This is a genomic window from Lactiplantibacillus sp. 3062 (assembly GCF_055413545.1).
The window spans coordinates 1-23,847 of the sequence record NZ_JBVAYE010000005.1 but is presented as its reverse complement, the minus strand read 5'-3'; the positions used below and the strand labels follow the sequence as shown (position 1 = coordinate 23,847).

Sequence of the window (23,847 nt, the reverse complement as noted above, 5' to 3'; positions counted from 1 at the left end):
GTCGGACATGGCAGGGCAAGAGCAACAAGTGCGGGTTTCAATCCCAGTCTCAGCATTAAAACGAGCCGGGATTGATCGCGATGATCAGTTACAGTTAAAGGTGCGCAATGACGCACTAGTCTTAGAGAAGATTAAGCCACGTCAACCACAGTGGCAGCAATACTTGATAATCTGGCCGCTGTTGGTTGCAATCCTATCGGGGTTAGCCAGTTACGGGTACTGGTGGTTTCAAAAAGTGCGACCAGTTCCACTGACAGGTGCGCAATCAATCGGGAGTTTGACGATTGTGGCCGGTGTGGTTACCGGCGCAGTGCTATTTGTCGGCTTTTTCTTAAAAACGCGTAATGATCCAGAAAATCGATTTTCGCGCCATATTTATTGGCGGAACTTTCCAGTTATTACGATTGCGTTTATTATGATCTTAGCCTTTGCGCTGGTCGGGGCTTTCTGGGTATTAGAATTATTATTTCCAGATGTCATCTTCGATCGCTTTACATCTATGTTGCTACTGGTCTTGTTTACGTATTTTGCGGATGCGTTCATGATTAGCGCTGCGTTGACGATAAATGCGCGGTCGTTATCAACGATTTTAACGGTGGTGATTGTCAGTGGCTGTGTTATCTCAATGGCCGCCAATGGTCAACGGCGATGGTGGCAGCATAATTTAAGCTTTTTAGGGACGCATGCCGCTGAAAATGCCTGGCAATTCAACTTGACACTGATTTTTTCGGCGTTATTGATGGTCGTTCTGATTGACTATCTATTTGTTTCACTTAGTCGAATTTATCCGCGTACTTGGCGAACGTCAACCTTGCGGATATTGTTGACGTTGACCGCTGTCGATTTCGGGGCGGTCGGGCTATTTCCTAACAACCTGACGTTTCACTGGTTACATGACTTAGTTGCTGGTGGCTTGGTCACGTTGTTAGTCTTGTTGATTGTGGGGGTGCGGTGGCTATTACCAGCCGTGACGAAAGATTTTCTGTGGCTCTCATACGGCGTTGGCGTGGTGCTATTACTACTCAACTTTGGTTTTCGCTGGTTTGGGTATCCATCGCTGACGGCATTTGAGATTCAAGCCTTTGCGATTTCGTTTGGCTGGTTGCTGATGCTATTTTCACGTCTACAAGCGTTAGTCAATGAAGACCCGGAATTGTTGACGATTAAGTTGGAGCAGGAAAGTACGGCAGGGCAATAAGTGCCACGTTGTTTTGAAACGGTGGCTGAGTATATTAATAATAATTGAATCAGATAAAACTGGCTGCTAGACACGGTTTAAAGTGTCTAGCAGCCAGTTTTATTAATTATGGATGATTGTTGAAGCGGGTTAGGTGTAATTGATTACTTTTAAATGTTCACATTTAGCGATGCTGAGCCATCAATTTGACTTGTGGCAACATGTTATCAGTGCCCGGTTGAGAAATACCAAGGCTGGTATTTTCGTATGCTGTTGGCTCAGCAATAATCTTCATGATTAAATCAGCAATACTAGCGCGTGAAATCATGGTTCCTTTGAAGCGTTCACCTTTGTAAGTCAGTTCATAGTCAATTTTGGTATCGTCGGTCATATAGGCCGCACGAATAATTGTAGCAGGAATATCCGATGATTCAATTATTCTGGCCGCATGTCGCGTATCGTTTTTAGCAGCGTGACCGACTACCTGTTCGACCCAAGCGCCAAATGGATTAGGGGTTTCGTGGTAGAGTCCGGATCCTGTGACCCAAATAAGATGGGGCACAGGATTGCGATTCATTGACGTGATAATGGTCTGTGCCAATAATGCCATATTCCCGGCTAGATTTGCATAGACGATATCCTGATTAGGCATAACAGTGTCTAGTAGCTGTGAATCACTGACATCACCTTGAATAACCGTTTCTCGTTCTGGTGAAGTGACTAGTAGGCGCCCTGCATTTCTTAAGACTAGTGTCAACTGGACGTCAGTTTCGGCTAGGAGTCGTTGTTCCACAATCCGCGCAATTCGACCGTTAGCCCCTAAAATTAAAACCTTGGTCATTCTGATCCTCCTCGTATTAGTGAATAGTGTAACCACCGTCAACAGCGACGGCTTGACCAACCATGTAACTGGCAGCATCACTGCAAAGAAAGAGTACGACTTGAGCGACTTCTTCTGGTTTAGCTAAACGCCCCATGGGAATTTCGCGGACTAGGTCGTCCATCTCCTGTCGTTCAGTATCATCCATTCGGGCAACCATTGGTGTATCAATGATTCCTGGACACACGGCGTTGATCCGAACATTCCGGTCAGCGTATTCTAAGGCGCTACTCTTTGTCAGGCCTAAGACGCCGTGCTTTGAAGCGTGGTAGGCAGTTCGATCAGCAATACCAACGAGACCACCCATTGAAGAACAGTTTACGATTGCGGCTGGTGTTCCCTGAGCACGCATCTGTCGTAATTCGTACTTCATACTGAGAAACATGCCTTTTAAGTTAGTATCCATGACATGATCATATTCTTCAACCGATAGATCGGCGGTATCGGTGACTGGACTTTGAATCCCAGCATCGTTATAAGCATAGTCGAGGTGCCCAAACTGAGCAACTGCGAATTTCACCATTCCGGCGACGTCTTTGGGATCAGCGACGTTACACTTGAATGAAACGGCTGAGTAGCCATGATCGACTAGCTGTTGGGCTTCGTCTTTAGGTTCATGATGGCCAGCTAAAATGACGTGAGCACCTGCTTTGGCGAATAGAGTGGCAGCACTCAGGCCGATTCCCGTGCGTGCACCTGTAACAATAACGACTTTATCTGTAAAATTGAACATGACTTTCTCTCCTTAATTAATCTTCTTCAAACTGCATTTTAATATTTCTTGATGAACGGAATTGTTTCAAATCGCCAGCATTAATGTGACCAATTTTTTGAAGGTTACTAATCACTTCGCCAGTTTGCTCATAAAAAATCACTAAGCTGTGTCGCGGTGTCCAGTAGGCGATATCACCAACTGCATAGCCAGTAGTGTGTGCCTCGTTAGCAGGGAGTGCCTGCTGAAAACGATACGTCAATTCACGGTTATAAAGGTTGAGCATCGGCAGTGTTAGTGGTAGTTGTGAAAGTAACGCTGCGGTGGTGGCATTTTCTTCCAAATTTGCTGTGAAGTGGCGGTCGTTGGCTGTTATCTTCATTTTCTTCATTATCTAGTACCTCCTAAGCCAATGCGTTATATTCGTCATTACTAACGGGTGATAGCCATTCTGGTGTGCCTGCAGTGATGGCAATGTGACTGAACCAACTATCTTTAGTAGCACCGTGCCAGTGTTTGATACCGTCATGGGTGCTCACCACATCACCAGGATGTAATCGCTGTGCCGGTTGCCCGGCTTCTTGGTACCAGCCTTCGCCACCAGTGACTAATAAGATTTGATAGCCATTGTGATGGATATGCCAGTTGTTACGGGCTCCGGGTTCAAAGCTGACGTTGCTGACAGTTACGTTGACTTGCTCGTCTTTCACTAGAGCGTTGTGGTAACTTTTACCGGTAAAGTATTGTTGAAAAGCAACGTTTAAATCTCCCATTGCAAAAATGCCGTGTTGGACGCTATTTTCATTATTGTTCATTGTTAAAAACACCTTTCATTTAAAATTAATTGTGGGCTAAAATTTGAAGCTCGGCTTTTGTTAGTACGTTTCCCACTAGTTGTTCACGGAAGTCGTTGTAATAGAAGCGGTTATTCAACGGCAAGTTGTGCTTGAGTGCAAATACGGATAGTGTATATCGATGAGGCTGATCAGGTGGATTCGGTCCGGCATAGTGATCGGCGAAATACGAATCGTTTAACTGATAAAAGCGTGACATCCATGAGTTTTGACCTTGGGGGCCCTCAAAATTACGACTGAAATCGGCTGGGATTTCTGCCATGACAGGAATATTGGTCGCGAGCCAGTGAATGAACGGAAAACCCGTTCGTGGGACGGCGTCGTAATCAATGAGCGAAATAGCAAACGCAGTCGTTATTGCAGGAATTGATTTGATTTCAATTGGAAACGATAGAATCGGTTGGCCTGAGTGTTTGACGTTCGCGTTACTGGTATAGATTCGTGGTAAAAAGCCATCGTCTAAATCAACTTTAATTTGCATTAAACCGACCTCCTAGTAAAAACCAGGTTTGTTCCAAGCAGTATTGGGTTCAGCGACGCCAATGCTACTTCGCTGATATAATTGGGGATTGTGAATAATTTCAGTAATCAGGTCAGCAACGGCCTGGCGTGTCACCTGCGTATCTTTGAATGGCATCCCCTGAGGAATGACCTTGTAGTCCGTATGCTGGTCATTATTATATAGCCAGGCCATTCTTAAAAATGTATAGTTTAGTCCACTATTATCAATCACGGCAGCAGCTCGCTTGATTTCAGTATAATCACCCATCATTTGGGCATTCCAAATACCAAATTTACCAGCGACTTCATCGTAAATGCCTAAACCACCTGCGACAATTAGGCGCTCGACACCATTTTGCTTCATCGCATCGACAACATTTTGATTGGCGGTGGTGAAATGCCCCGTTGCCAAGTAAACGATATCTTGACCCGCGATTGCCGCCGTAAGATCAGCGGAATTATTCCAATTGCCGTTCGTGAGAGTAACCTGCGATTGGGCGGCGTACTGATGAAGCCGTCGAGTAGCTTGACGAGCAAATAGTGTGAGTTCAACATCGTTTTTTGCAAGTAGGCGTGGAATTAAATATTTTGAAATGTTACTGGTAGCACCTAATAAAATAACTTTTTTCATTGTAAGAACCTCTCTTTTAAAAAATAAGACTTAATAAAGTTGCTACGCCCAAACTAAGTACGAGGAAGATGAGGCAAAATTGCCAATTCCAACGTACCGAGACAGTTGCTGAGCTGACATGTAACAGGGTCGCGACAATCATGACGATACCTGCAAACGGTGATAACATGTATGCAACGACGCTTCCGATATTCAGGCTCAATGCGATTAATAGTGGTGAAAGGGCAATGTGCATGGTCATAATAATCTTGCCAATTAGTGCTACTGATGCTAGTGGGTGAATGCCAATTAGGGAAACCAATACGACAATAATGGGAATTAAAACGACCAATAACCAGCCAAGGTGAGCAAAGCTTGGTGCTAACGCGTGGGTTAGTTCGCTACTGATAGTGGAATGTTGAAAACCGTACGTGAACGTGCCGATTCCAACAAAGAACGGCGCAAGCGCTGCACCGCTTGCAATTCCGTGTTGCCAATAATCAAGGCTAGCTTTTTTTAGTGCAAATTTGAAGGCTGTTTGGCCCGTAGTCGGCTTGAGCCCTAATGCCGTGACCCAAATCAGGACAATTAGTAAACCGGAAAGTGTAACAGCGTTCATTGAACTTACGACTTTGCTTTCCATTAAAACAAAGCTGAGTATTAGTAGGGCAATAACGGCCGCCACTAAACTGACAAGTGATGCGTGTTCGGTAAAACGAGTCTGCTGCTTAGTATTGGTTGTCACGGGCTGAATTCGCATATACGGTTGGTTATGTTCCATCAAATACGCTAGCAATAATCCTAACAGGCCTAAAATCAGGCATGGTATGAATAATTGGGTCCACCCGACTTTAGTAACGGTACTGATTAGAAAGATTGTTGCTGCTCCAGGTGCCCATAATGTGCCGAGCGTAAATCCACGGGTTACGGCTGTTGCCGAAAAACGGGTGGCGTCTTTGACTTGGCGCTTGATACTGTCGCCTAGAATTGATAGGACAATGGCAACGGTCCCCATGGAGAGAATACTTGATAGTAGGTGCGTGACAATCATGACAAAGGTGAAGGTTTGTTTGGGGCCACGAATGTGCTTTTGCATGAATGCTTCGACAGTAGCTTGGTAGTTGCCAATGGTGACAGGGATTAAGAAAAGTTGCATAACAACTAGTAACACCACGATATCGGCCATTGAAGTGATTGCCATGGCTAGACCGTTGATTGATAAACCCGTAGTACTTAGCAGTCCCAACCCAGCAATGAAAAAGATCAATGTCGCGACTTGAAAAGAGCGGCTTAAGCTTTGAATTCCGAGAATTGAGACCCCGATTGCAAGCACGGCATTTAATAGTGTCAAGTTGACGGGGACAATTAAGCTTAGTAACTGAATGATTATTAGGCTTAAAACTAGACTGTGATAAATCGTCGCTTTATTGATAGACCGTTCCATTCATGAATCGCTTCTTTCTAATATTGATCGTGGATTGTCGTCATCGATTAGCCTTGCTTTGTCGGGTAAATGGTAAATTCATTGACGTTGACGTCATCTGGTTGTGCAACTGCGAAGTCAACGACACGGGCCACTGCATCTGGGGTGATACCGACGGATGCATATAATTTATTCATACCTTGCTTAGCATTGGTATCGGTAATGGTGTGCAATAATTCAGTGTTGATAGCTGCCGGATAGAGGCTGGTGGTCCGAATATTGGTGTGTTCTTGAGCACTTTCCATGCGGATTACTTCCATTAAGTTGCGTACTGCAAATTTAGTTGCACCATAGATGCCGGAACCAGCGAAACTCTTAAGCCCAGCTACTGAAGATGTCGTAATGATTTGACCATACTTTTGATTGGTGAAATCAGGCATTACTGCGGCGACACCGTTCAAAACACCTTTTAAGTTCACATCGATCATGGCATTCCATTCATCAGTTTTTAGTGCACTGATTGGTGAAGTCGGCATGATACCGGCATTATTGAAAATGACATCAATACCGCCAAATTCTCGCTTGGCTAAAGCAACTAACGCTGTTAAGTCTTCAGGCTTAGTCACGTCCGTTACGCGGTAAGTGGCTTGCCCACCTTGTTGCTGGATTTTATTGGCTAATTTCTGTAGGCGTTGTTCACGCCGTGCACCTAAAACAACTTTGGCACCATGGCTGGCTAACAATTTGGCACTGGCTTCGCCAATACCCGATGAGGCTCCTGTAATAACGATAACTTTGTTTTTTACTGACATATTTGTTCCCTCCTGATTAATTTTTTTGTTTATTTAAAATGTGATGGTAATTTAAGACGTCCATTGTGGAAAAATCATGACCGGAAAGCTGGATTTTTTCACCATAGGGTGATAGTGAAATTTGATTGTGCCCAATAACTTTCCAAGTACCGGAATAAATATTAGTAACGTGATGTTGGTTCTCCTTCCACTTGTGATCCGCAGTGAAAGTGATTTGTTGGTGAATATCTTTGTTGTGGTGATTGATCCAAACACCAACGACATCCGCTTCGGTCAGATGCGAGTTGTCCGAATGGGTAACGCTTGTCTGTTGCTTGGTTGCTTGGTTAGACTTGTTGGTGGTTGGTGAGTGTTGCTGAACTGCATAGACGATGACGACAAGTGCAGCGACGGTAACAATAATTTGAAAAATAGTTTGCATAAACTTTTTGTTCAATTAATCATCTCGTTTCTGATGTGCTGTGCCTCAACTACAATGACTAGTATAGCCAGCAACGTGCCTCCTGAGAAGAATCCGTTAGTTAGCTTAGTATTAACTTTTAGTTTATACTAGAAGGTTAGGAGGTGACCGTTGTGGATTTTAATCAATTACAGACGTTTTTACGAGTTAGTGAGTATGGTAGTTTTACGAAGGCGGGGGAACAGAGTTTTATATCGGGTACTGCGGTAATGAAACAGATCAACCGGCTGGAAGCGGAGCTTAACCTAAAACTATTCGTCCGAACTGCGACCGGGGTCCAACTCACACCACAGGGTAAGAAGTTCCAACCGTATGTGCAACAGTTGCTCGATTTACTAAACACGGCCATTGAAGAGACGCGACGGGTCCGTTCAGACGATAAGCAACTGATTTTGTTGGGAACTTCCTTACTACATCCTGCTGATGTCTTCATGTCATTATGGAAAGAACTGGCACCAAAAATGCCTAAATTTCAGATTAGATTAGTTCAATTGCAGGAAGACTTGAATTCGAGAAATCGTGAGTATGCGATGCTTGGTCGGAGTAGTGATTTAATCGTTGGGACGTTCGATAGCACAACTTTGAAGCAGTCCTTTAGTGCGATACAGTTGGGAGCGTATCACTTTGGAATTGCTGTCCGTAGTGATAATCCATTAGCCCAGTTGGATGAAATCACGTACAGTGACCTTGCGCATCGTAAAGTTCTGATGGTGTCAACGGGAATTAGTGAGAAAAATGATCTGGTTCGGAGTGAAATGTTGGCGGCAGAACCTAGTATTCAGCCAATTGATACTAGCGGGCGTTATGACATCAATACGTTTAATGAGACCGTTGAGGAGAATATCGCAATGATTTCGCTTACGCCGTGGAAAAGAATTCATCCGAATTTAGTTACAGTACCGCTGAAAACGTCCGTGACAGTACCGTATGGCCTATTAAGCACCAAGTTCCCGGGTAAGAAGACGGCAGATTTTCTACATGAATTTACGAAGTTGGTCCCGACTGAAACGCAGAGCCACTCATAAAATGACATTAAAAAGGCAACTGTTCGTGGTCACGGTACGTGCTGGTGGACGGGTGCCTTTTTGGGGCTTAAGTCTAATTTGAAGTGTGCAATTATTTGTTAACGGATACTGGCATTCAACCTGATTTTAATTTATAATTAGTTAAAAGAACATATGTTCTTTTAACGACAAATTATTGAGTCAGGTTTCATCCAAAAGTGAGTGTCATGGGGGCGAGCGACATGCGGCTATCGTTAAAATTCGATCAGCAGCATGAGATTTACTTTGGATTACCAGTAAAATGTTAAGGTGAACAACGACTGCGATTGTGCCGATTAATTGGAAGGGAGTCATTATATTGATGGAACAGCGAACATACATGGCAATTGATTTAAAATCATTCTATGCCTCAGTCGAATGCGTTGCTCATCAACTCGACCCATTGAATGCCAATTTGGTTGTCGCTGATACGAGTCGCACTGATAAGACGATTTGTTTGGCGGTTTCGCCAGCACTAAAGCAATTTGGTGTTCCAGGGCGGCCCCGGTTATTTCAAGTTGAACAACGGGTCGCAACTTTAAATCGCGCCCGTGGTCGCCAGACTTCCTATCAGGCGGTTCGGCGGCATCGCTCAATTTATCGTGATCAGCTCCTCAAGCATGCTAATTTGGGTATCGATTATCGGGTCGTTCCCCCACGAATGAGTTATTACATGCAGAAGAGTGCTGCGATTTATGATATCTATTTGCGCTTCATTAAGCCAGAACACATTCACGTGTACTCGATTGATGAAGTCTTCATGGACGTCACAGACTACTTAAGTACTTTTCAGGTTTCACCACACGCACTGGCAAAGACGATGATTCACGAGATTCAGGCCGAGACTGGGATTACGGCGACGGCTGGGATTGGTGCTAATCTTTACTTAGCTAAGGTGGCGATGGATATTGTTGCCAAGAAGATTCCCGCTGACACTGACGGTGTTCGGATTGCACAGATGGATGAGCAGCAATATCGGCAATACTTATGGGCGCACGAGCCGTTGACTGATTTTTGGCGAGTCGGTCATGGCTATGCTAAGCGGTTGGCAGCCCTGGGGCTCAATACGATGGGTGACATTGCGCGCTGTTCACTAGGAACCTTGTCGGATTCTCATAATGAAGAACAATTATATCGTGAGTTTGGTAAAAACGCGGAACTGTTAATTGATCATGCGTGGGGCGATGAGTCGGCAACAATTGCTGACATCAAAAATTACCATGCTAGCGAACATGGTATATATGCCAGTCAAGTGTTGATGCGACCGTATACTTATACTGAAGGGCAGGCCGTGTTACGCGGCATGGTGAATAATTTGACACTCGAACTGGTTGCTCGCCACGTGGTGACAGATCAGTTGGGAATTCGTATTGATTACGATGCTAATGCTTCGTCAGTTGGCACGCATTATCAGGGTGCGGTCACCGAAGACTACTATGGGCGACAAGTACCAAAGCCCGCCCATACCACGGTGACATTAGCGCAGGCGAGTGCTTCACAACACGAGCTAGGGGCTGCGTATCAACAGCTTTATCAACAAGTCGTTAATCGTCAATTGATGGTTCGACGTGTGACCGTTATGGCGAACCATTTGGTCGACGAACAGCAGGTTAGGCGCCAACCTCGGTATCAACAAACTAACTTATTTGAAAATCCAGAAGTGGCCCAAGCGCAAGAACGAGACGCACAACGCAAACGTGAACGCGATGGGCAATTGCAACGCGCTATTTTGAAATTACAACGTCGTTCCGGGAATAAGAATGTCGTCATTCGCTTGGCAGATCTAAAACCGAGTTCAACTACGATTGAACGTAATGAGCAGATTGGGGGACATCGTGCCTAATGACAAAAGAAGCCAGTACTACTGCGTTATTTAATGATACGAGTCGCTATGCGGATATTTTAGAGTGCTCGCGACCTACTTCAAGGCATTTACCAATGCCCCAAGCAGACCGTGCTGCCCAATTTGCGCCGTTCGCGGCGTTGACTGGTTATCATGACTTGATTGAAAAACACGCTGCAATCTATGCCCATAAACACTATCCAAATGCTCAGGATAAACGAGCTGTGGCGACCCAGTTGAAACAGATTGCAGCGTTACCAAAACTACCATTGCTCAACGTCGATTATTTTAACGATACCGTTGGCTATTATCAGACGGCAACCAGCCAGTTGGTGAAGCTCGATTGGCATCAAGCCCGGATTTATCTAACGGCACCAGCAAGTATTGCGATGGCCAATATCCGTAGCGTTTCTGTAGCGAATTAATCTTAATTAAGGACGGTTCCAATGACTAAAATTAGTCGTTAGAACCGTCCTTTTAAGATTAATGATTATTTTATTTCGCGGTGATTTGCATTCGTCCGTGCTTTTTAGAATGATATAGATTGGCGTCGACGCGCTGATAAAAGGCCGTTGGTGATTGGTCATCAGCTGCTAATTCTGATAGGCCAATCGAGATCGACAGTTGGATTTGATGATCATTAACTGGTACAGCGATATGATTGATGGCCGCAAATAGTTGTTCAGCGACCGCAAGTGCTTCGGTTAAATCATAGTTGGGGAAGATAACGTTAAATTCCTCGCCACCGGTTCGATATAGTGAGATTTGCGGATTATTAGCATGAAAGACAATCGTAGCTACTTGGGCGACGTGCTGAAGAATTTTGTCGCCAGCCAAGTGACCATAAGTGTCGTTGACTTGTTTGAAGTGGTCGATGTCAAACATCAGCATGGTCAATTGTGAGCCGTTTTTCCGACTGCTTGTAACCTGATAATTAATGGCTGTTTTGTAAGCTGCAAAATTTTCGATTTTGGTCAGAGCGTCGTGATTAGCGAATGCGACCAGATTCTGTTTGAGGTGTGCATTGGCTGACAACATGCTGGCGTAGATATAGAGCAAGGAAGCAAAGACGAGTAGGTAGGTCCATTCTTGCCAATAAGTTGCCCATGATAAGTTGAACTTAAGCTTCATGAACCACCAGAGAACGGCCCCAAAACCAGCACAAGTGACTAAATAAAGTGTGACTTGTCCCTGTTTCGTTTGGAGTGGGACGTGTTTACGCAATCGGCCGAGCGCCGTAAAGAAGAGGATCAGTGTGACGGCGTGCCCCCACGACTCCCAGTAATACAAGGAGTGATTGAAGCCCATAAAGATAAAGACAAGCGGGTACAAGTAGTAATAGCGGACACGTACATTGAGAAAGTAGCCACAAAAAGTTAGCCCGATGAGCTGGAAATTCATGAAAATCCAGGCGTCGTTCTGGCCCACAACGGCAGTTTGCATCCCAAAGACAAATAACATCATGTAGATTAAGCCGTACCAGTCGGTAATAAGCGATTGGTCAACCCGCCAATGATGAGTATTGAAGAAGTTGATAATCCAATTTTGTGATACCCAAAAAAGGGTCAGCACGCCTAGGATGAAAAAAACACTTGTAATAAATGGAGTTATCTCCCAATGTGACCAAGTCATACGCAAACACCTTTCAAATCGCAAAAACTGCGTTGGTTCGAATTAAATGACGCCGGTATAAGTATATCCCTTTAACTGCTAAATAGCGACTGTGATTATGGACTTTAATTGGCTTTTTAGCCGTTATTATCAGGGAAAATCAGCGGGCCTCGCGCTAGATACGCCGAACGGCAATTAAAGCAGCGCAACAAGCCTGGGTTAAGGCTTAAAATGCCCGAGTTGGTGCGGTGAGCGTGGGGGCAGCATCGTTGACGAAGGCCGGGGAGTCGTCGTAATAATGCCCAGTTGGTCGGGACGTGCCGTAATAAAACCGGTGTTTACCAGCCAAGCATTAATCGTTACCGGACCGACAAATTTAAAACCAACTTGTTGTAAGTGCTGTGCGATGCGATCGCCAGTAATTGTTGTGCGTGGGAGTTCATCATAATACTGGGGCTGGATAATTAATTGTTGATGGCCCAATTGTTGCCAGAGATAGTCTTTAAAAGACTGTGTGGTCCGAATTTGTTGAATCAGGCGAGCGTTGTGAATCACGGCTTCGATTTTACGACGGTTTCGTATGATGGCCGAATTGCTGAGGAGACCGGTGATTTGTTCTGGGCGATACGCTGCCACCACCTCAATTTGCCAGGCGTCAAATGCTGCGCTGAATGCTGAGCGTTTATTGAACACGACGGCCCAGTTGAGACCAGCGGCAAAACCGCCAAGACTCAGAAACTCAAATAATTGTTCATCGCGCTGAACCGGGATACCCCATTCGTGTTCAAAGTAATACCGGTAGCCGGCATCGTACGGATAGTAACGATTGAATAGTGGATCATCATCAAACCAGTTGGTAATCATTAAACAAGCCTCATTTCCAAATCAATTAGTAGACACTAACTAAATACGGTAAATGGGTCGGAAAACACGTGGATAAAAAAAACTTTTCCAATCCTCCTGAGAATGGAAAAGTTAACTTAAAGCGTGTTCAACGATGATCTTTGATTACAAGGTTAGTTGGCATGTGGCGAACGGTTTTCGTCGCGTGGTCACGCTTGATCTGAGCTAGAATGGTCCTCATACTGACTGTGGCAGTCAGATCTTTTTTAAAAGTATGAACACCAAAGCTGTCATAAGTGACATGGTCATTTTTGAGTGTGAACCAGTTCGGCTGGAGTTGCTTGGCATCTGCCTTAATGTGTTTATCAGACCAAACCAGATACTTAGTTTGCCCCTGGTCAGTGTAAATTTCGACCTGCCAACCCAAGCTGAAATCACTAACTTCTTGCCAACGCTGAATCTTTAAGTGCTTGATTGCGTAATAAATAATGCAGCTGTATTTTAAAGCAGGCTGTTTAGCAATGGTCGTTTCGGTAATCGGTTGTGGTTGTTGGATAACGCGTGATTTGTGAACCGTAGTTGTGGTGGCTCGCGGGGTGCGGTGTAGGGTGCTGAGACCAACAATGGTACCGATAATAAGAACAGTGATAATCGGAATCAGAATTTTTTTCATAAGAAACTCCTAACGAATAAAATTGTAAAACGTAAATATTACTATTTACAAGAATGGCATTTATTGCTATTCTTTAAAACGTAATGATTACTATTTAAAAAGGGAGTGGCAATTGTGAAACGTTTGTGGCTATTACTAGGTGGACTTGTTATTGGTGGGGGCTTGTTAACGGGCTGTCAGTCTAAGTCAACGACTGCTGAATCGCATAAGGTCAACATTGTTGCGACGACGAATTTTTATGGTAGTGTGGCAAAAGCTGTCGGTGGCAAGCACGTCAGCGTGACGTCAATTATCAACAAACCGTCCGTTGATCCCCATGATTTTGAGCCAACACCAACCGTGGCTAAGACGGTTGGTCAGGCTGATCTCGTCATCGCTAATGGCATCGGCTATGATGGCTGGATGAACAAGGTCGTGCACTCGACGCAACGAGCCAAATTGATTCGGGTCGGCGAGGACGTGATGCATCGCAAGGAAGGGGCTAACGAGCATCTCTGGTATGACAGTGCAACGATGCCCGCCACCGCGAACTATCTCGCTAATCAGTTAGCTAAAAAGCAACCCCAGTATCGCACGTATTTTAAGGCCAACGCCCGCAAGTACATCGCCACGCTTAAACCGATTCAACAGGAACAGGCCAAGTTACGAGCGAAGGCTAACAAGTTAAAGAATCGGCAAGTGTTAGTCAGTGAGCCCGTCTTTGATTACGCATTGACCAGTTTAGGGTTTAAGGTTGCTAATCAAGACTTTGAAAATGCGATTGAGAAGGGCACTGACCCAGCACCGCAAGTTATCCACAAGATGCAGCAGGCATTAAAGAGTCGGCAAGTCGCCTTCTTTGTGAATAACAGCCAAGTTAGTGATAAATTAGTGACTAACATGGTGTCATTAGCCAAGAAGAATCAGGTGCCAGTGTTGAATGTGACTGAAACCATGCCAGCTAAGTTGACTTATCAACAGTGGATGTTGGCACAGTATCGCCAGCTCAACCAGTTATTGTCCGATTAAGGGACGGACCTGCAAGGCGACGACGCCCGATTGCGCAACTTGGACGGGGGAATACAACGTTAGCATTTCTTGAACCATCTGTGTTACCGGCGTTCCCGGGGCACTGCCGACTTGAACGGCGGTGTATTCGCTCAGTAAGGATTCAAAACTAGCGAAACGCGTGATGTCGATGAGCTGAGTGGTGAGCTGCTGGCCAGTCGTCAGATCGATGAAATTTACAATGTCACCGACTTGTAAGGCTTGGCGTTTTGCATCGTTTAAACGGATTTCAATTGTTTTGAGCCCCGATTTTATTAACAGCCATTGTGGATGAATCAATTGCATGGTGGTCATTGAACGTCCTCCTAATCAGTTTAGTCTTAATTATAGTGGATAACTAACGAAATAGGGGCCTAAATAATGGCAATGATGTGCCTGAACACCGGATATTAGTGGTAGGTAGCTGGCGCCTGTCTATAATTAGGTTAACAATACAAGGGGGATGGCACAATTGGCAAAACGAACAGCGATTCCAGTTAGATTACAAATCGTTGGCACGATGAGCGCGTTAATCATCATGTATGCGTGGGGCCGCTCACTAATCGGCCAGCCGTTGCAATTGGGCAATCAACAGTTTACTTGGTTAGGGTTGGTTTACTTGACCGGCGCTTTTCTATTCTTGTTAGTGGCCCCATGGCTGACCAATCGCTTAGCGTTGACGCCGTTTGACTTCATAGCGATGACGGATCATCTGGCAATGGGGTGGTTGGGGTATCTTATCCTAATTTTAGTCGTTCCGATATGGTTTCAGCCGGCCAATTCCGGGCTTACACTCGGCGTGCTTTCCAGTGTGGTTGGTGGAATTTGTATGGATGTTCCACAGAATGTGACCTGGGGTATCCGGGTACCCTGGACGTACAACTCGCCAGTGATCTGGAAGAAAGTCAACTGGCTGACCGGACTATTGTTATTAATCGCCAGTTACGGCATGGTTGGCATCGGCTGGGTATGGCCCACACTGTTCCCAATCTATCAAGTGAGTGCCATTGTGGGAATTATCGTGATTGCGTTGGGCTATGCGCACCATTTGGCCCACTTGACGTAAGTTGTGTTGGTGATTATTAACACGGCAAATTGATATACGCGGATCATAATTAGGGGTCGCGAGTGGCACAAGTCACGTTAATCGTGGTTAGTTGAAGCGTTGTTAACAATCGTTGAACGGCAAAAAAGGCTGGAAAATTCCAGCCTTTTTTAGTGTCTTTTTAATAGAGGGCCCAGGCTTGCATGCCTTGTGCGTGGTACAAGTTAACTGCGGCGTCGATTTGTTGTTGAACGGAACCACCACTAATATGGATGTTTTGGAATAAACCGTATGCACCGCTTGCGCCGTTAACGACGTGTGGCTGCCAGTTAGATTCACGATTGATGATGTGATTCCAAGTTCCGGCGTCAACACCAGTCCGTGCTTGCATTTGACCGAGCACGTAACTTTGTAGGTTATCACCCGAATAGCTTTCAGTTGCCGGGGTAGTTGCTGGTGCCGAAGCAACCGTCTCGTTAGTTTGTGCTGGTGTTGTTTGAGTCGTAGTTGCGGCCTGTGTTTCAGCTGGCTGGCTGGGTTGGTGTGGTGACCGGTGCCTGCTGAACTGGCGCTGAAACGACCGGTGTCGCTGGTGCTTGACTAGTAAGGTCCTGGGCGTTCACCCCTGGAATCCGTAATTGTTGGCCTGGTAAAATTAAATGGCCGTGAATGTTGTTGGCTGTTTCGATTGATTCGATCGTCGTCTTATATTCTTGTGAAATTGCCCAGACACAGTCACCCTTCTTAACGGTGTAAGTTGCGTCGGCGTGTGCAGAAACAGTTCCGGCCAATAGTAGGCCAACCGTTGCAGCGGATGTTGTTAAGATTGTGGTTAATAATTTTTTCAAGTTATACTCTCCCATTTTTTGTAAGCAATCAGCGTGTCGTACAATTGTTGATCAACAAAAATTAGTATAGCGGCGACTTATTACTCGCATGTGTCGCTAATTTTAAGAAGCGATTGCGAGATTCTGAGAAAATTATGGGGAGTAAATATTTTACTGAATAGTTGAAGACTATCGTGACGGGACGTATCGGTGACAATATATCGGCTACTAATATAAAAAATATGACAGAAATAGCAATATAATAATTACTGAAATTACCGATAGTTGAGCCAGTTAGCAAAAATAGCGGCAATTACAATGTTTAACGTGACATTCCCAATATTAAATAGTTAATACCGGTATTGTTCTTATAAGTTTAAAAGGATGTTGATTATAGAAAGTAATTTAACGCAACAAAAAAAGTCGGGGAGGAATCCCGACTTTGTCTTAATAGTTTTAGATTAAAGGGCCCAAGCAGCCATACCTTGTGCTTCATATAGAGCAACGGCAGCGTTAACTTGTTCTTCAACAGAACCACTGCTGATGTGCATGTTCTGGAATAACCCGTAGGCACCACTAGAACTGTTGCGGACGTATGGTTGCCAGTTGGATTCACGCGTAATGATCGTGTTCCAAGTCGAAGCTGAGACACCAGTCCGTGATTGCATCTGACTTAAAACGTAACTCTTCAAATTGCTACCGGTGTAGCTTGAAGTCGTGGAGTCAGTTGAACTCGTTGAAGTGGTCGTTGCGGTTGTGTTGCTAGTTGAACTAGAACTAGTCGTTGAAGCACTTGAACTCGTTGTGTTTGAAGTCGTTGACGAGGTGTTGTTATCAGAACTGGTTGAACTCGTCTTAATAGATAGTTTTTGACCAGGTAAGATGTAGTGACCCTTGATGTTATTAGTCGTTTCAACATGATTAATAGTTGTGTTGAATTTTTGTGCGATGGCCCAAACGGAATCACCGCTCTTAACGGTGTAAGTTGAGTCGGCGTTAGCATTGAGGACACCGGCGAATAATAAACCAGCGGCTGCAGCTGAGGTAGTTACGATTGTACTTACAAGTTTTTTCAAATTAGACACTCCTATAAATTTTGTGATTATCGATTAAATAAGTTACTGACAAAAATCTTAACTGCGATGTCATTCGCAATCAACAGAACCCAGTCTAACGCCTCCGTGTTACTTGTTAGTGTCGCGAGTTTTAAGAACGCAATGCAAAGATTACAAGAATACGGACTTTTGTAATCTTCGTAACCGAACTGTGACTTTGAAAAAGGCTGGTTAAATCGGTTGATAGGGGACAGTGACAAGCTAAGTTAACCAAGTTGAGGCTTACCTAAAATTAACATTATGACGTGAAATCACCCAAAATTCAGCCATAAAAAAAGCCGATTATTTTAGTATAATCGGCTTTTAGTGCTTGAAAATGGCGTCAAACACGGCTATTTAACAGTTTATTCCGTCACTGGAAATGGATCTGCTAAACCGAGGGCTTGTTTTTCAGACTTCGCTTGAGCAATTTCCTCTTGCACTAATTCACGCGCGTGCGGATCACTATATAGGTTTAATTTGTAATCCACTTCCTTCAGATTTTTCATGATTTGGGCTTGCTGAGCAAGAATGGCATTGCGGTGAGTCGTCAGCAGCTCTCGTCGTTGTGCAATCGATTGGGGACCTGCCATGACATAACTGATATATTGGCGAATAGCACTGATTGCCATACCGGTATTTTTGAGGCAAATAATCGTATGTAATAGATGAAGATCGCCGTCTGTAAATGCTCGGTAGCCGGATTCATTGCGACTGACAAAGGGAAGTAAGCCTTGTTTATCATAAAAACGCAAGGTGTACGCACTTAGTCCGACCTTATCAGCGACTTCTTTAATCGTATAGGTCAAAAAGATTCCTCCTAACACTTGCCTTAGAGTATTGTCTAAGGTTTATATTAGCTATATTAACAAGCCATGATGAAAAAAACAACCAATATTCCGGGGGAATTAAACATGAATAAATCATTAGTATTAGTCACTGGCGGTAATGGCTTCTTAGCCAGTCATATCATTAAACAACTATTAACAGCGGGCTATCCGGTTCGGGCAACGTTACGGTCGTTAGATAAAGCAGCTGGTGTGAAGCAGACGCTAGCGGGTACACCTAACTTAGATCGATTGACATTTGTTGCTCTGGATCTGACACAGGATCAGGGTTGGGCCGAAGCAATGCGTGACGTGACGTATGTGATGAGTGTTGCGGCACCAGTATTTGTTAATCAAGGTCAGGCTTCTGATGAGGTCACTAGTGCGGCCAAGGTCGGCACGATCCGTGTTCTAAAGGCAGCGACGGCGGCCGGTGTTAAGCGGGTCGTCATGACTGCCAACCTTGGTGCCGTTGGCTTCAGTCGTTTGGATCATGATCATCCCGTCACTGAAGTGGACTGGACCCGCGAAGACCAACCGGGGCTTTCGTTGTATGAAAAGTCGAAGTTGGTTGCTGAAGAGGCTGGCTGGGCGTATTGCAAGGCGCATGCTGATAGTCCAGAATTCACGACGGTTAATGCCGGTGCCATGCTTGGGCCATCGCTTAATGGGCACGTCACGGGTAGTTATAATCTAGTTAGTCGGATATTAACTGGGCAGATGATGCCAAACCTTAAAGTCAATGTCATCGACGTTCGCGATGTCGCTGACTTAGAGGTTCGGGCGATGACGGCGCCTGCAGCGGCCAATCAGCGTTTTCTAGCAGTGGCCGCCACACCAATCTCGATGCGGGACCTCAAAACATTGATTCAAGAACAACGGCCGCAGTTGGCTGCAGGCCTGACGAAACATTTGATTCCAGACTGGTTTGTGCGGGGGTTAGCCCCATTTAGTGGGCAATTACGCGAGTCTAGTTTGATGATCCGCATCAATCACGAGGTCAGTACCCAAAAAGCCCAGCAATTGTTAGGGTGGCAAGCGCGCTCAGCTGATACTGCGGTATTAGCCGCTGTCGATACACTGGTTAAGAATGGTTTGAATAAATAGGACGATCAAAACGGTCTAGCAGTAGTATTTACTGCCAGGCCGCTTTTTGTAGCTACTTTAGTGGCAACCGGACTTAGTTATTTTAACAAAAGTATATATTTTTAAAGTAAAAGTATTGATTTTGAAATAGAAATAGGATAGTATTATTTCACGAGGAAAGCGTTTTCCAAAATAAATGACACAGAGGAGGAGTTTGATGGATAAGGAGCGACAGATGCCCAAGGATTTTTTCTGGGGTAATTCAGTGTCAAGTATGCAAACTGAGGGTGCTTGGGATGAAGACGGTAAGGGCCGTTCAGTTTATGATGTTCGTCCTGCGACAGCAACCACTTCGGATTGGCATGATGCCATTGATGAATATCATCGTTACGAGGAAGATCTTGATTTGATGAAGGACTTACATTTGAATATGTATCGAATTCAGATTTCATGGTCACGAGTAGTTCCAGATGGTGATGGTGAGTTTAATGCCGCTGGAATTGCGTTTTATGATCGGCTGGTTGATGCGATGCTGGCACGGGGGATTACACCGATGATTTGCCTGTATCACTTTGATATGCCGTTAGCCTTAGCTGAAAATGAAAACGGGTTCATGTCGCGCCACACCGTTGATGCGTTCGTCCGTTTTGGTGAAAAGATGATTGCCCATTTTGCTGACCGGGTTAAATATTGGATCGTGTTCAATGAACATAATTTATACTTTACCGACGAAGTCTTCAACATTTCAGGGTACACCAAGGGTGATCAAAGTGTTAACGACTTATACCGGATTTTCCACCATACTATGTTAGCGCACGCGCGCCTAGATGACTTTGTTCATCAGAACTACGATGACGTGAAGATTGGTGGTATGTTAGCTTACACCCCGGTTTATCCAGAAACAGCTAAGCCAATTGATATTATGGCGGCTCGTAAGAGTGACGAATTTTTGAACAACAACTTGAATGACGCTTACGTGCACGGGCACTATTCACCAGAAGTCCTGCGTTACGTTGAACAACAGGGCATCGATTATGATTTGCAACCAGGTGATGAAGCAATCATTGGCAAAATGAAAGCGGATTTTTTGGCCTTTAGTTATTATCGTTCAACGGTTATCAACGGGGATAAAATACCCGTTGATGCCGTTCCGAATCGTTATCTCAATTATTCATTTGAGGCCAACCGTTTTTTACAAGCTAATGAATGGGGCTGGGCGATTGATCCACTCGGTTTCCGCAACTTGATTACCAAGTTGTATGACCAGTACGAAGTACCCGTGTTCCCGATTGAAAATGGGATTGGGTTACGCGAGCACTGGGATGGCCAGCATATGATCGAAGATGATGAGCGGATTACTTATCATGAAGAACATATCAAGGCGATGAAAGATGCCATGTTGATCGACGGCGCTAAGGTACTAGGTTATCTCGGCTGGGGCTTGATTGATATTCCAAGTTCACACGCAGATATCGAAAAACGTTACGGAGTTGTTTACGTTAACCGGAGTAATCATGATCTAAAAGACTTAAAGCGGGTTCCCAAGAAGTCATATTATTGGCTGCAAGGGGTCCTAGCAAAAAATGGAGATGAATTGTAATGGAAAATAGTAGTAATGGTGCTGTTAGCAATTTCATTAACAACAAAGTTTTACCGCCAATAATGAAGTTCGTTAACACTAAACCAGTTAAAGCCTTACAAGACGGGATGGTCTACGCCTTACCATTTATTATCATTGGGTCCGTATTCTTGATCTTATCTAATATTCCAATTCCAGCTGTGGCTGCTGTTATTAAGGCCTCTGGTTGGGCAGCGTTCTTTAACCAGGCCTATACAGTAACGTTTGGGGTTCTCTCACTTTGGGCGGCCGTTGGGATTGCCTATGTGTATGTGCGTAACGAAGGGTATGAACCACTGCCCGCTGGGTTAACTTCCATGGCCGTATTCTTACTTTTGCAAACGCTTAACATTGCCAATCCATTAGTAGCTGCGATGGGTAAAGCCGGTACTGGGATTACCAATGCTGCTGGGAATGTCGTGATGTCAGGTAGCGCCGTTTCACAGAATATCGATAAATTACCAAAGGTCCTACAAAATTTTGTGCAAGCACCCGTTACTGGGGTTGTTAATATTACCTGGCTAGGTGGTCAGGGGATGATCGCTGCCATTATTGTCGGTATCTTAGTTGGTTGGGCTTACTCCGCTATGATTCGTAAAGGTTGGAAGATTACCCTACCAGAACAAGTACCAGCCAGTGTTGCCAACCAATTTACTGCCATGATTCCTGCCGGGGTCATCTTGATTGTTGCAATGTTAATCTTTGCGGCCTTCAGTGCTTTCGGTAATACTGACATGTTGCAATTTATTTACAAGGTTCTTCAAACACCGCTTCAAGGATTATCCGATTCACTCGGTGGTGCGCTGGTTATTGCGTTCTTAGTGCCATTCTTCTGGTTCTTTGGGGTCCATGGTGGGTTGATCATGGGTGCCATTACTAGTGGGTTACTGATTCCGAACACGTTCGACAATGCTTCATTATATAAAGCAGGTAAGTTGACCGTTGCCCAAGGTGCTCACATTGTAACTAATGAATTCTACAATAACTTCATTAACTTAACTGGTTCTGGGATTACGATCGGACTTGTTATCTTTACGTTGTTTGCTGCTAAGTCCGTGCAATTTAAGACGATTGGTAAAGTTGAATTTATTCCAGCATTATTCAACATTAACGAACCATTCTTGTTCGGGTTACCGATCGTGATGAACCCATTCTTGGCAATTCCATTCTTCTTGACACCAGTTATCGTGGCCTTATCCACTTATCTGGTCATCTACTTCGGCATTGTGCCACCATTGAATGGTTTCGCGGCACCGTGGACGACCCCAGCAATCATTTCTGGTTTCCTGATTGGTGGCTGGAAGATGGCTATCTGGCAAACAATTACGTTGGTCATGTCAACTGCAATTTACTTCCCATTCGCTAAGAAGTACGATGCTATCTTAACGAAGGAAGAAGGCGAAAAGGCCGCTGCGGAAGCTGCTGCTGGTAACGCTGAAATTGAAAAGATGTAATTATAGAAAGGAATTAAATAATTATGGCTGAAAAAATTATTATGTTGGCATGTTCTGCGGGAATGTCAACCTCACTATTAGTGTCTAAGATGGAAGCTGCGGCAAAGCAAGATGGTGTTGATTACAAGATCTTTGCCACCTCAGCGGCTGATATTGACCATCAACTGAGTCAAGATCCGCATCCCGATGTCTTGTTATTAGGACCACAAGTTCGCTACATGGCGAATGACGTGAAGAAGAAGACTGATAAGGCTGGGATTCCAATGGATATCATCAATATGTCCGACTATGGCATGATGAATGGTGAAAATGTCTTACAAGCAGCTGAAAAGTTACTCGGCGACAGATAATTAGGATTTAACCGGGGAAGTCAATGCAATCGTGAATCACCAACGTGTGCGGTGGTTGCTTTAACATGATTGGGACTTGTCCGAGTGATAATCAAACACTAACCAAATCCTAGATTGTTTTGGTGGTGGGCATCTCAGGATGTTATATATGTTACGATTCCTCACTGGCTAAGTGCTGGTGGGGAATTTTTTGTCGGTGGCTGGGGCCCGCGATACGGTACTGCGAGGGTGTGCAAGCGAGTAAGCGAGAGAAGCATTTAGTGTGGGCGTTACTTTGACAGTGCTTAATTTTAAAGGACGGCTGCTGATTCAAAATGGCTATTAATCAAACAAATTAAATAAAACCCTTGACCTGAAACCCGTTCGAGCAGTTAGGATAAAGGTAATCAAAGAACGGCAGCTGGCCAGCGCCATTATGGAAATCTATTCATCAAATTCAGGAGGGTTTTATCATGGGACTATTTTCATTTGGTAAAAAAGTTAAATTATATGCACCAGTTGATGGCACACTGATAGATTTAGCCGCAGTCGCTGCGGGTCAGACGGGGTTTGCGGTGACGCCAGAACGCCACCATATCTTCAGTCCAGTAACGGGAACCGTCAGTGCCCTGATTCCAGAACAAAATGCGATCGAACTGGCAGCTGGAAAGCTGACGGTACGGTTACGAATGGGTGTTAATACCAGCGCAACTCCGGCAACTTATGTTCATGAAGGCGACCAAGTGACACCAGAAACACCACTCGCTTTTGTGGATCAAGAGCAGGCCGCTGAAAATGGGGAGGATATGACGGTGTTGGTGGTTGTGGATAAAGGTGGGCAACCCGCTGAAAAAATCAGTTTATCCACAAGTGGACAAGTGAGCCACGACCAAGAAGTTGCCACGGTTGTTGCTAAGTAGGACGGATGATGGGGCTAATCGTGTGTAATTGTTTGCGATGAGCTGAGTCAGAAGGAATTTCATCGCGTCACCATAGTTGATTGATGCAAGGTCAACTAGCAATTGCAATGCAGTTGTTAAATACGAAGAGGCTGTGACATAAGTATCTAGAAACAAAGCAGGTCTGGAAAAATCTTCGG

At 44.7% G+C, this 23,847-nt stretch carries 26 protein-coding genes and 1 pseudogene; 11 read left to right on the top strand and 16 right to left on the bottom strand.

The features are described 5' to 3' along the window. The first annotated feature begins 7 nt into the window (after nt 1–7). The gene (locus ACWQAU_RS08725; protein WP_003642293.1) at nt 8–1,198 is read left to right on the top strand and encodes an AbrB/MazE/SpoVT family DNA-binding domain-containing protein; all 1,191 of its coding nucleotides are present in this window, start codon (nt 8–10) and stop codon (nt 1,196–1,198) included. A 163-nt stretch (nt 1,199–1,361) separates the two neighbouring features. Here ACWQAU_RS08725 and ACWQAU_RS08720 read toward each other — a convergent pair whose 3' ends face one another. The 9 genes from ACWQAU_RS08720 to ACWQAU_RS08680 are packed head-to-tail and all read right to left on the bottom strand — an operon-like array spanning nt 1,362 to nt 7,405. Next, complete coding sequence (locus tag ACWQAU_RS08720) at nt 1,362–2,018, bottom strand: NAD(P)H-binding protein (RefSeq protein ID WP_027821755.1); 657 nt, start codon at nt 2,016–2,018, stop codon at nt 1,362–1,364. Nucleotides 2,019–2,034: 16 nt separating this feature from the next. Next, nucleotides 2,035–2,790, bottom strand: a complete 756-nt coding sequence (locus ACWQAU_RS08715; protein ID WP_015380907.1) for an SDR family NAD(P)-dependent oxidoreductase — start codon at nt 2,788–2,790, stop codon at nt 2,035–2,037. Between the two features lie 16 nt (nt 2,791–2,806). Continuing rightward, a complete protein-coding gene (locus ACWQAU_RS08710) occupies nt 2,807–3,160 on the bottom strand; it encodes a cyclophilin-like fold protein (RefSeq protein ID WP_003642289.1) in 354 nt (117 codons plus the stop codon). A 13-nt stretch (nt 3,161–3,173) separates the two neighbouring features. After that, nucleotides 3,174–3,584, bottom strand: a complete 411-nt coding sequence (locus tag ACWQAU_RS08705) for a cupin domain-containing protein (protein WP_003643374.1) — start codon at nt 3,582–3,584, stop codon at nt 3,174–3,176. Between the two features lie 25 nt (nt 3,585–3,609). Next, nucleotides 3,610–4,104: a YbhB/YbcL family Raf kinase inhibitor-like protein gene (locus tag ACWQAU_RS08700; protein ID WP_003642287.1), complete on the bottom strand. Its 495-nt coding sequence runs from the start codon at nt 4,102–4,104 to the stop codon at nt 3,610–3,612. A 12-nt stretch (nt 4,105–4,116) separates the two neighbouring features. Next, entirely contained in the window at nt 4,117–4,755 is a 639-nt protein-coding gene (locus ACWQAU_RS08695; protein WP_003642286.1) for an SDR family oxidoreductase, read from the bottom strand. Nucleotides 4,756–4,771: 16 nt separating this feature from the next. Then, nucleotides 4,772–6,178, bottom strand: coding sequence for a hypothetical protein (locus tag ACWQAU_RS08690; RefSeq protein WP_027821756.1), 1,407 nt, complete (start codon nt 6,176–6,178; stop codon nt 4,772–4,774). A 47-nt stretch (nt 6,179–6,225) separates the two neighbouring features. Next, the gene (locus ACWQAU_RS08685) at nt 6,226–6,969 is read right to left on the bottom strand and encodes an SDR family oxidoreductase (RefSeq protein WP_003642284.1); all 744 of its coding nucleotides are present in this window, start codon (nt 6,967–6,969) and stop codon (nt 6,226–6,228) included. A gap of 16 nt (nt 6,970–6,985) precedes the next feature. Next, complete coding sequence (locus ACWQAU_RS08680; RefSeq protein WP_027821757.1) at nt 6,986–7,405, bottom strand: membrane protein; 420 nt, start codon at nt 7,403–7,405, stop codon at nt 6,986–6,988. Nucleotides 7,406–7,542: 137 nt separating this feature from the next. Between ACWQAU_RS08680 and ACWQAU_RS08675 the strand changes: the two genes are divergently transcribed. From ACWQAU_RS08675 to ACWQAU_RS08665, 3 genes are all read left to right on the top strand, one after another. Beyond that, entirely contained in the window at nt 7,543–8,454 is a 912-nt protein-coding gene (locus tag ACWQAU_RS08675) for a LysR family transcriptional regulator (RefSeq protein ID WP_027821758.1), read from the top strand. 340 nt (nt 8,455–8,794) lie between these two features. Next, a complete protein-coding gene (locus tag ACWQAU_RS08670; protein WP_079111844.1) occupies nt 8,795–10,315 on the top strand; it encodes a Y-family DNA polymerase in 1,521 nt (506 codons plus the stop codon). Beyond that, complete coding sequence (locus ACWQAU_RS08665; RefSeq protein WP_011102010.1) at nt 10,315–10,740, top strand: hypothetical protein; 426 nt, start codon at nt 10,315–10,317, stop codon at nt 10,738–10,740. Before ACWQAU_RS08670 ends, ACWQAU_RS08665 begins: the two co-directional genes overlap by 1 nt. Before the next feature lie 70 nt (nt 10,741–10,810). Here ACWQAU_RS08665 and ACWQAU_RS08660 read toward each other — a convergent pair whose 3' ends face one another. The 3 genes from ACWQAU_RS08660 to ACWQAU_RS08650 all read right to left on the bottom strand — a co-directional run bounded on the left by ACWQAU_RS08660 (nt 10,811) and on the right by ACWQAU_RS08650 (nt 13,442). Continuing rightward, nucleotides 10,811–11,947, bottom strand: coding sequence for a GGDEF domain-containing protein (locus tag ACWQAU_RS08660; RefSeq protein ID WP_011102009.1), 1,137 nt, complete (start codon nt 11,945–11,947; stop codon nt 10,811–10,813). Nucleotides 11,948–12,145: 198 nt separating this feature from the next. Then, nucleotides 12,146–12,790 carry a DNA-3-methyladenine glycosylase I gene (locus ACWQAU_RS08655; protein WP_027821759.1) on the bottom strand — a complete coding sequence of 215 codons (645 nt, stop codon included), beginning with the start codon at nt 12,788–12,790 and terminating at the stop codon, nt 12,146–12,148. Nucleotides 12,791–12,917: 127 nt separating this feature from the next. Then, nucleotides 12,918–13,442 carry a hypothetical protein gene (locus tag ACWQAU_RS08650; RefSeq protein ID WP_003643365.1) on the bottom strand — a complete coding sequence of 175 codons (525 nt, stop codon included), beginning with the start codon at nt 13,440–13,442 and terminating at the stop codon, nt 12,918–12,920. 114 nt (nt 13,443–13,556) lie between these two features. Between ACWQAU_RS08650 and ACWQAU_RS08645 the strand changes: the two genes are divergently transcribed. Beyond that, nucleotides 13,557–14,450, top strand: a complete 894-nt coding sequence (locus tag ACWQAU_RS08645) for a metal ABC transporter solute-binding protein (RefSeq protein ID WP_003643364.1) — start codon at nt 13,557–13,559, stop codon at nt 14,448–14,450. Here the strand turns inward: ACWQAU_RS08645 and ACWQAU_RS08640 are convergent. Beyond that, a complete protein-coding gene (locus tag ACWQAU_RS08640; RefSeq protein WP_003642275.1) occupies nt 14,436–14,783 on the bottom strand; it encodes an ASCH domain-containing protein in 348 nt (115 codons plus the stop codon). The genes ACWQAU_RS08645 and ACWQAU_RS08640 overlap by 15 nt on opposite strands. 148 nt (nt 14,784–14,931) lie before the next feature. Here ACWQAU_RS08640 and ACWQAU_RS08635 point away from each other — a divergent pair, with 148 nt between their 5' ends. Beyond that, nucleotides 14,932–15,534, top strand: coding sequence for an SdpI family protein (locus tag ACWQAU_RS08635; protein WP_003643363.1), 603 nt, complete (start codon nt 14,932–14,934; stop codon nt 15,532–15,534). Nucleotides 15,535–15,694: 160 nt separating this feature from the next. On the opposite strand, the pseudogene ACWQAU_RS08630 reads toward ACWQAU_RS08635, so the two are convergent. The 3 genes and pseudogenes from ACWQAU_RS08630 to ACWQAU_RS08620 all read right to left on the bottom strand — a co-directional run bounded on the left by ACWQAU_RS08630 (nt 15,695) and on the right by ACWQAU_RS08620 (nt 18,243). After that, nucleotides 15,695–16,361, bottom strand: a pseudogene (locus ACWQAU_RS08630) (LysM peptidoglycan-binding domain-containing protein). A 440-nt stretch (nt 16,362–16,801) separates the two neighbouring features. Further along, nucleotides 16,802–17,416 (bottom strand): LysM peptidoglycan-binding domain-containing protein, encoded by a 615-nt coding sequence (locus ACWQAU_RS08625; protein WP_003643361.1) that lies wholly within the window; start codon nt 17,414–17,416, stop codon nt 16,802–16,804. Between the two features lie 383 nt (nt 17,417–17,799). Continuing rightward, the gene (locus ACWQAU_RS08620) at nt 17,800–18,243 is read right to left on the bottom strand and encodes a MerR family transcriptional regulator (protein WP_003642271.1); all 444 of its coding nucleotides are present in this window, start codon (nt 18,241–18,243) and stop codon (nt 17,800–17,802) included. A gap of 105 nt (nt 18,244–18,348) precedes the next feature. Here ACWQAU_RS08620 and ACWQAU_RS08615 point away from each other — a divergent pair, with 105 nt between their 5' ends. The 5 genes from ACWQAU_RS08615 to ACWQAU_RS08595 all read left to right on the top strand — a co-directional run bounded on the left by ACWQAU_RS08615 (nt 18,349) and on the right by ACWQAU_RS08595 (nt 23,668). Further along, nucleotides 18,349–19,368 carry an SDR family oxidoreductase gene (locus ACWQAU_RS08615; protein WP_011102005.1) on the top strand — a complete coding sequence of 340 codons (1,020 nt, stop codon included), beginning with the start codon at nt 18,349–18,351 and terminating at the stop codon, nt 19,366–19,368. Nucleotides 19,369–19,564: 196 nt separating this feature from the next. Beyond that, a complete protein-coding gene (locus ACWQAU_RS08610; RefSeq protein ID WP_015380877.1) occupies nt 19,565–20,947 on the top strand; it encodes a glycoside hydrolase family 1 protein in 1,383 nt (460 codons plus the stop codon). Continuing rightward, nucleotides 20,947–22,419, top strand: a complete 1,473-nt coding sequence (locus ACWQAU_RS08605) for a PTS sugar transporter subunit IIC (protein ID WP_011102003.1) — start codon at nt 20,947–20,949, stop codon at nt 22,417–22,419. Before ACWQAU_RS08610 ends, ACWQAU_RS08605 begins: the two co-directional genes overlap by 1 nt. 23 nt (nt 22,420–22,442) lie before the next feature. After that, a complete protein-coding gene (locus tag ACWQAU_RS08600) occupies nt 22,443–22,769 on the top strand; it encodes a PTS sugar transporter subunit IIB (RefSeq protein WP_003642267.1) in 327 nt (108 codons plus the stop codon). A 452-nt stretch (nt 22,770–23,221) separates the two neighbouring features. Beyond that, the gene (locus tag ACWQAU_RS08595; RefSeq protein WP_027821760.1) at nt 23,222–23,668 is read left to right on the top strand and encodes a PTS glucose transporter subunit IIA; all 447 of its coding nucleotides are present in this window, start codon (nt 23,222–23,224) and stop codon (nt 23,666–23,668) included. Nucleotides 23,669–23,847: the final 179 nt, after the last annotated feature.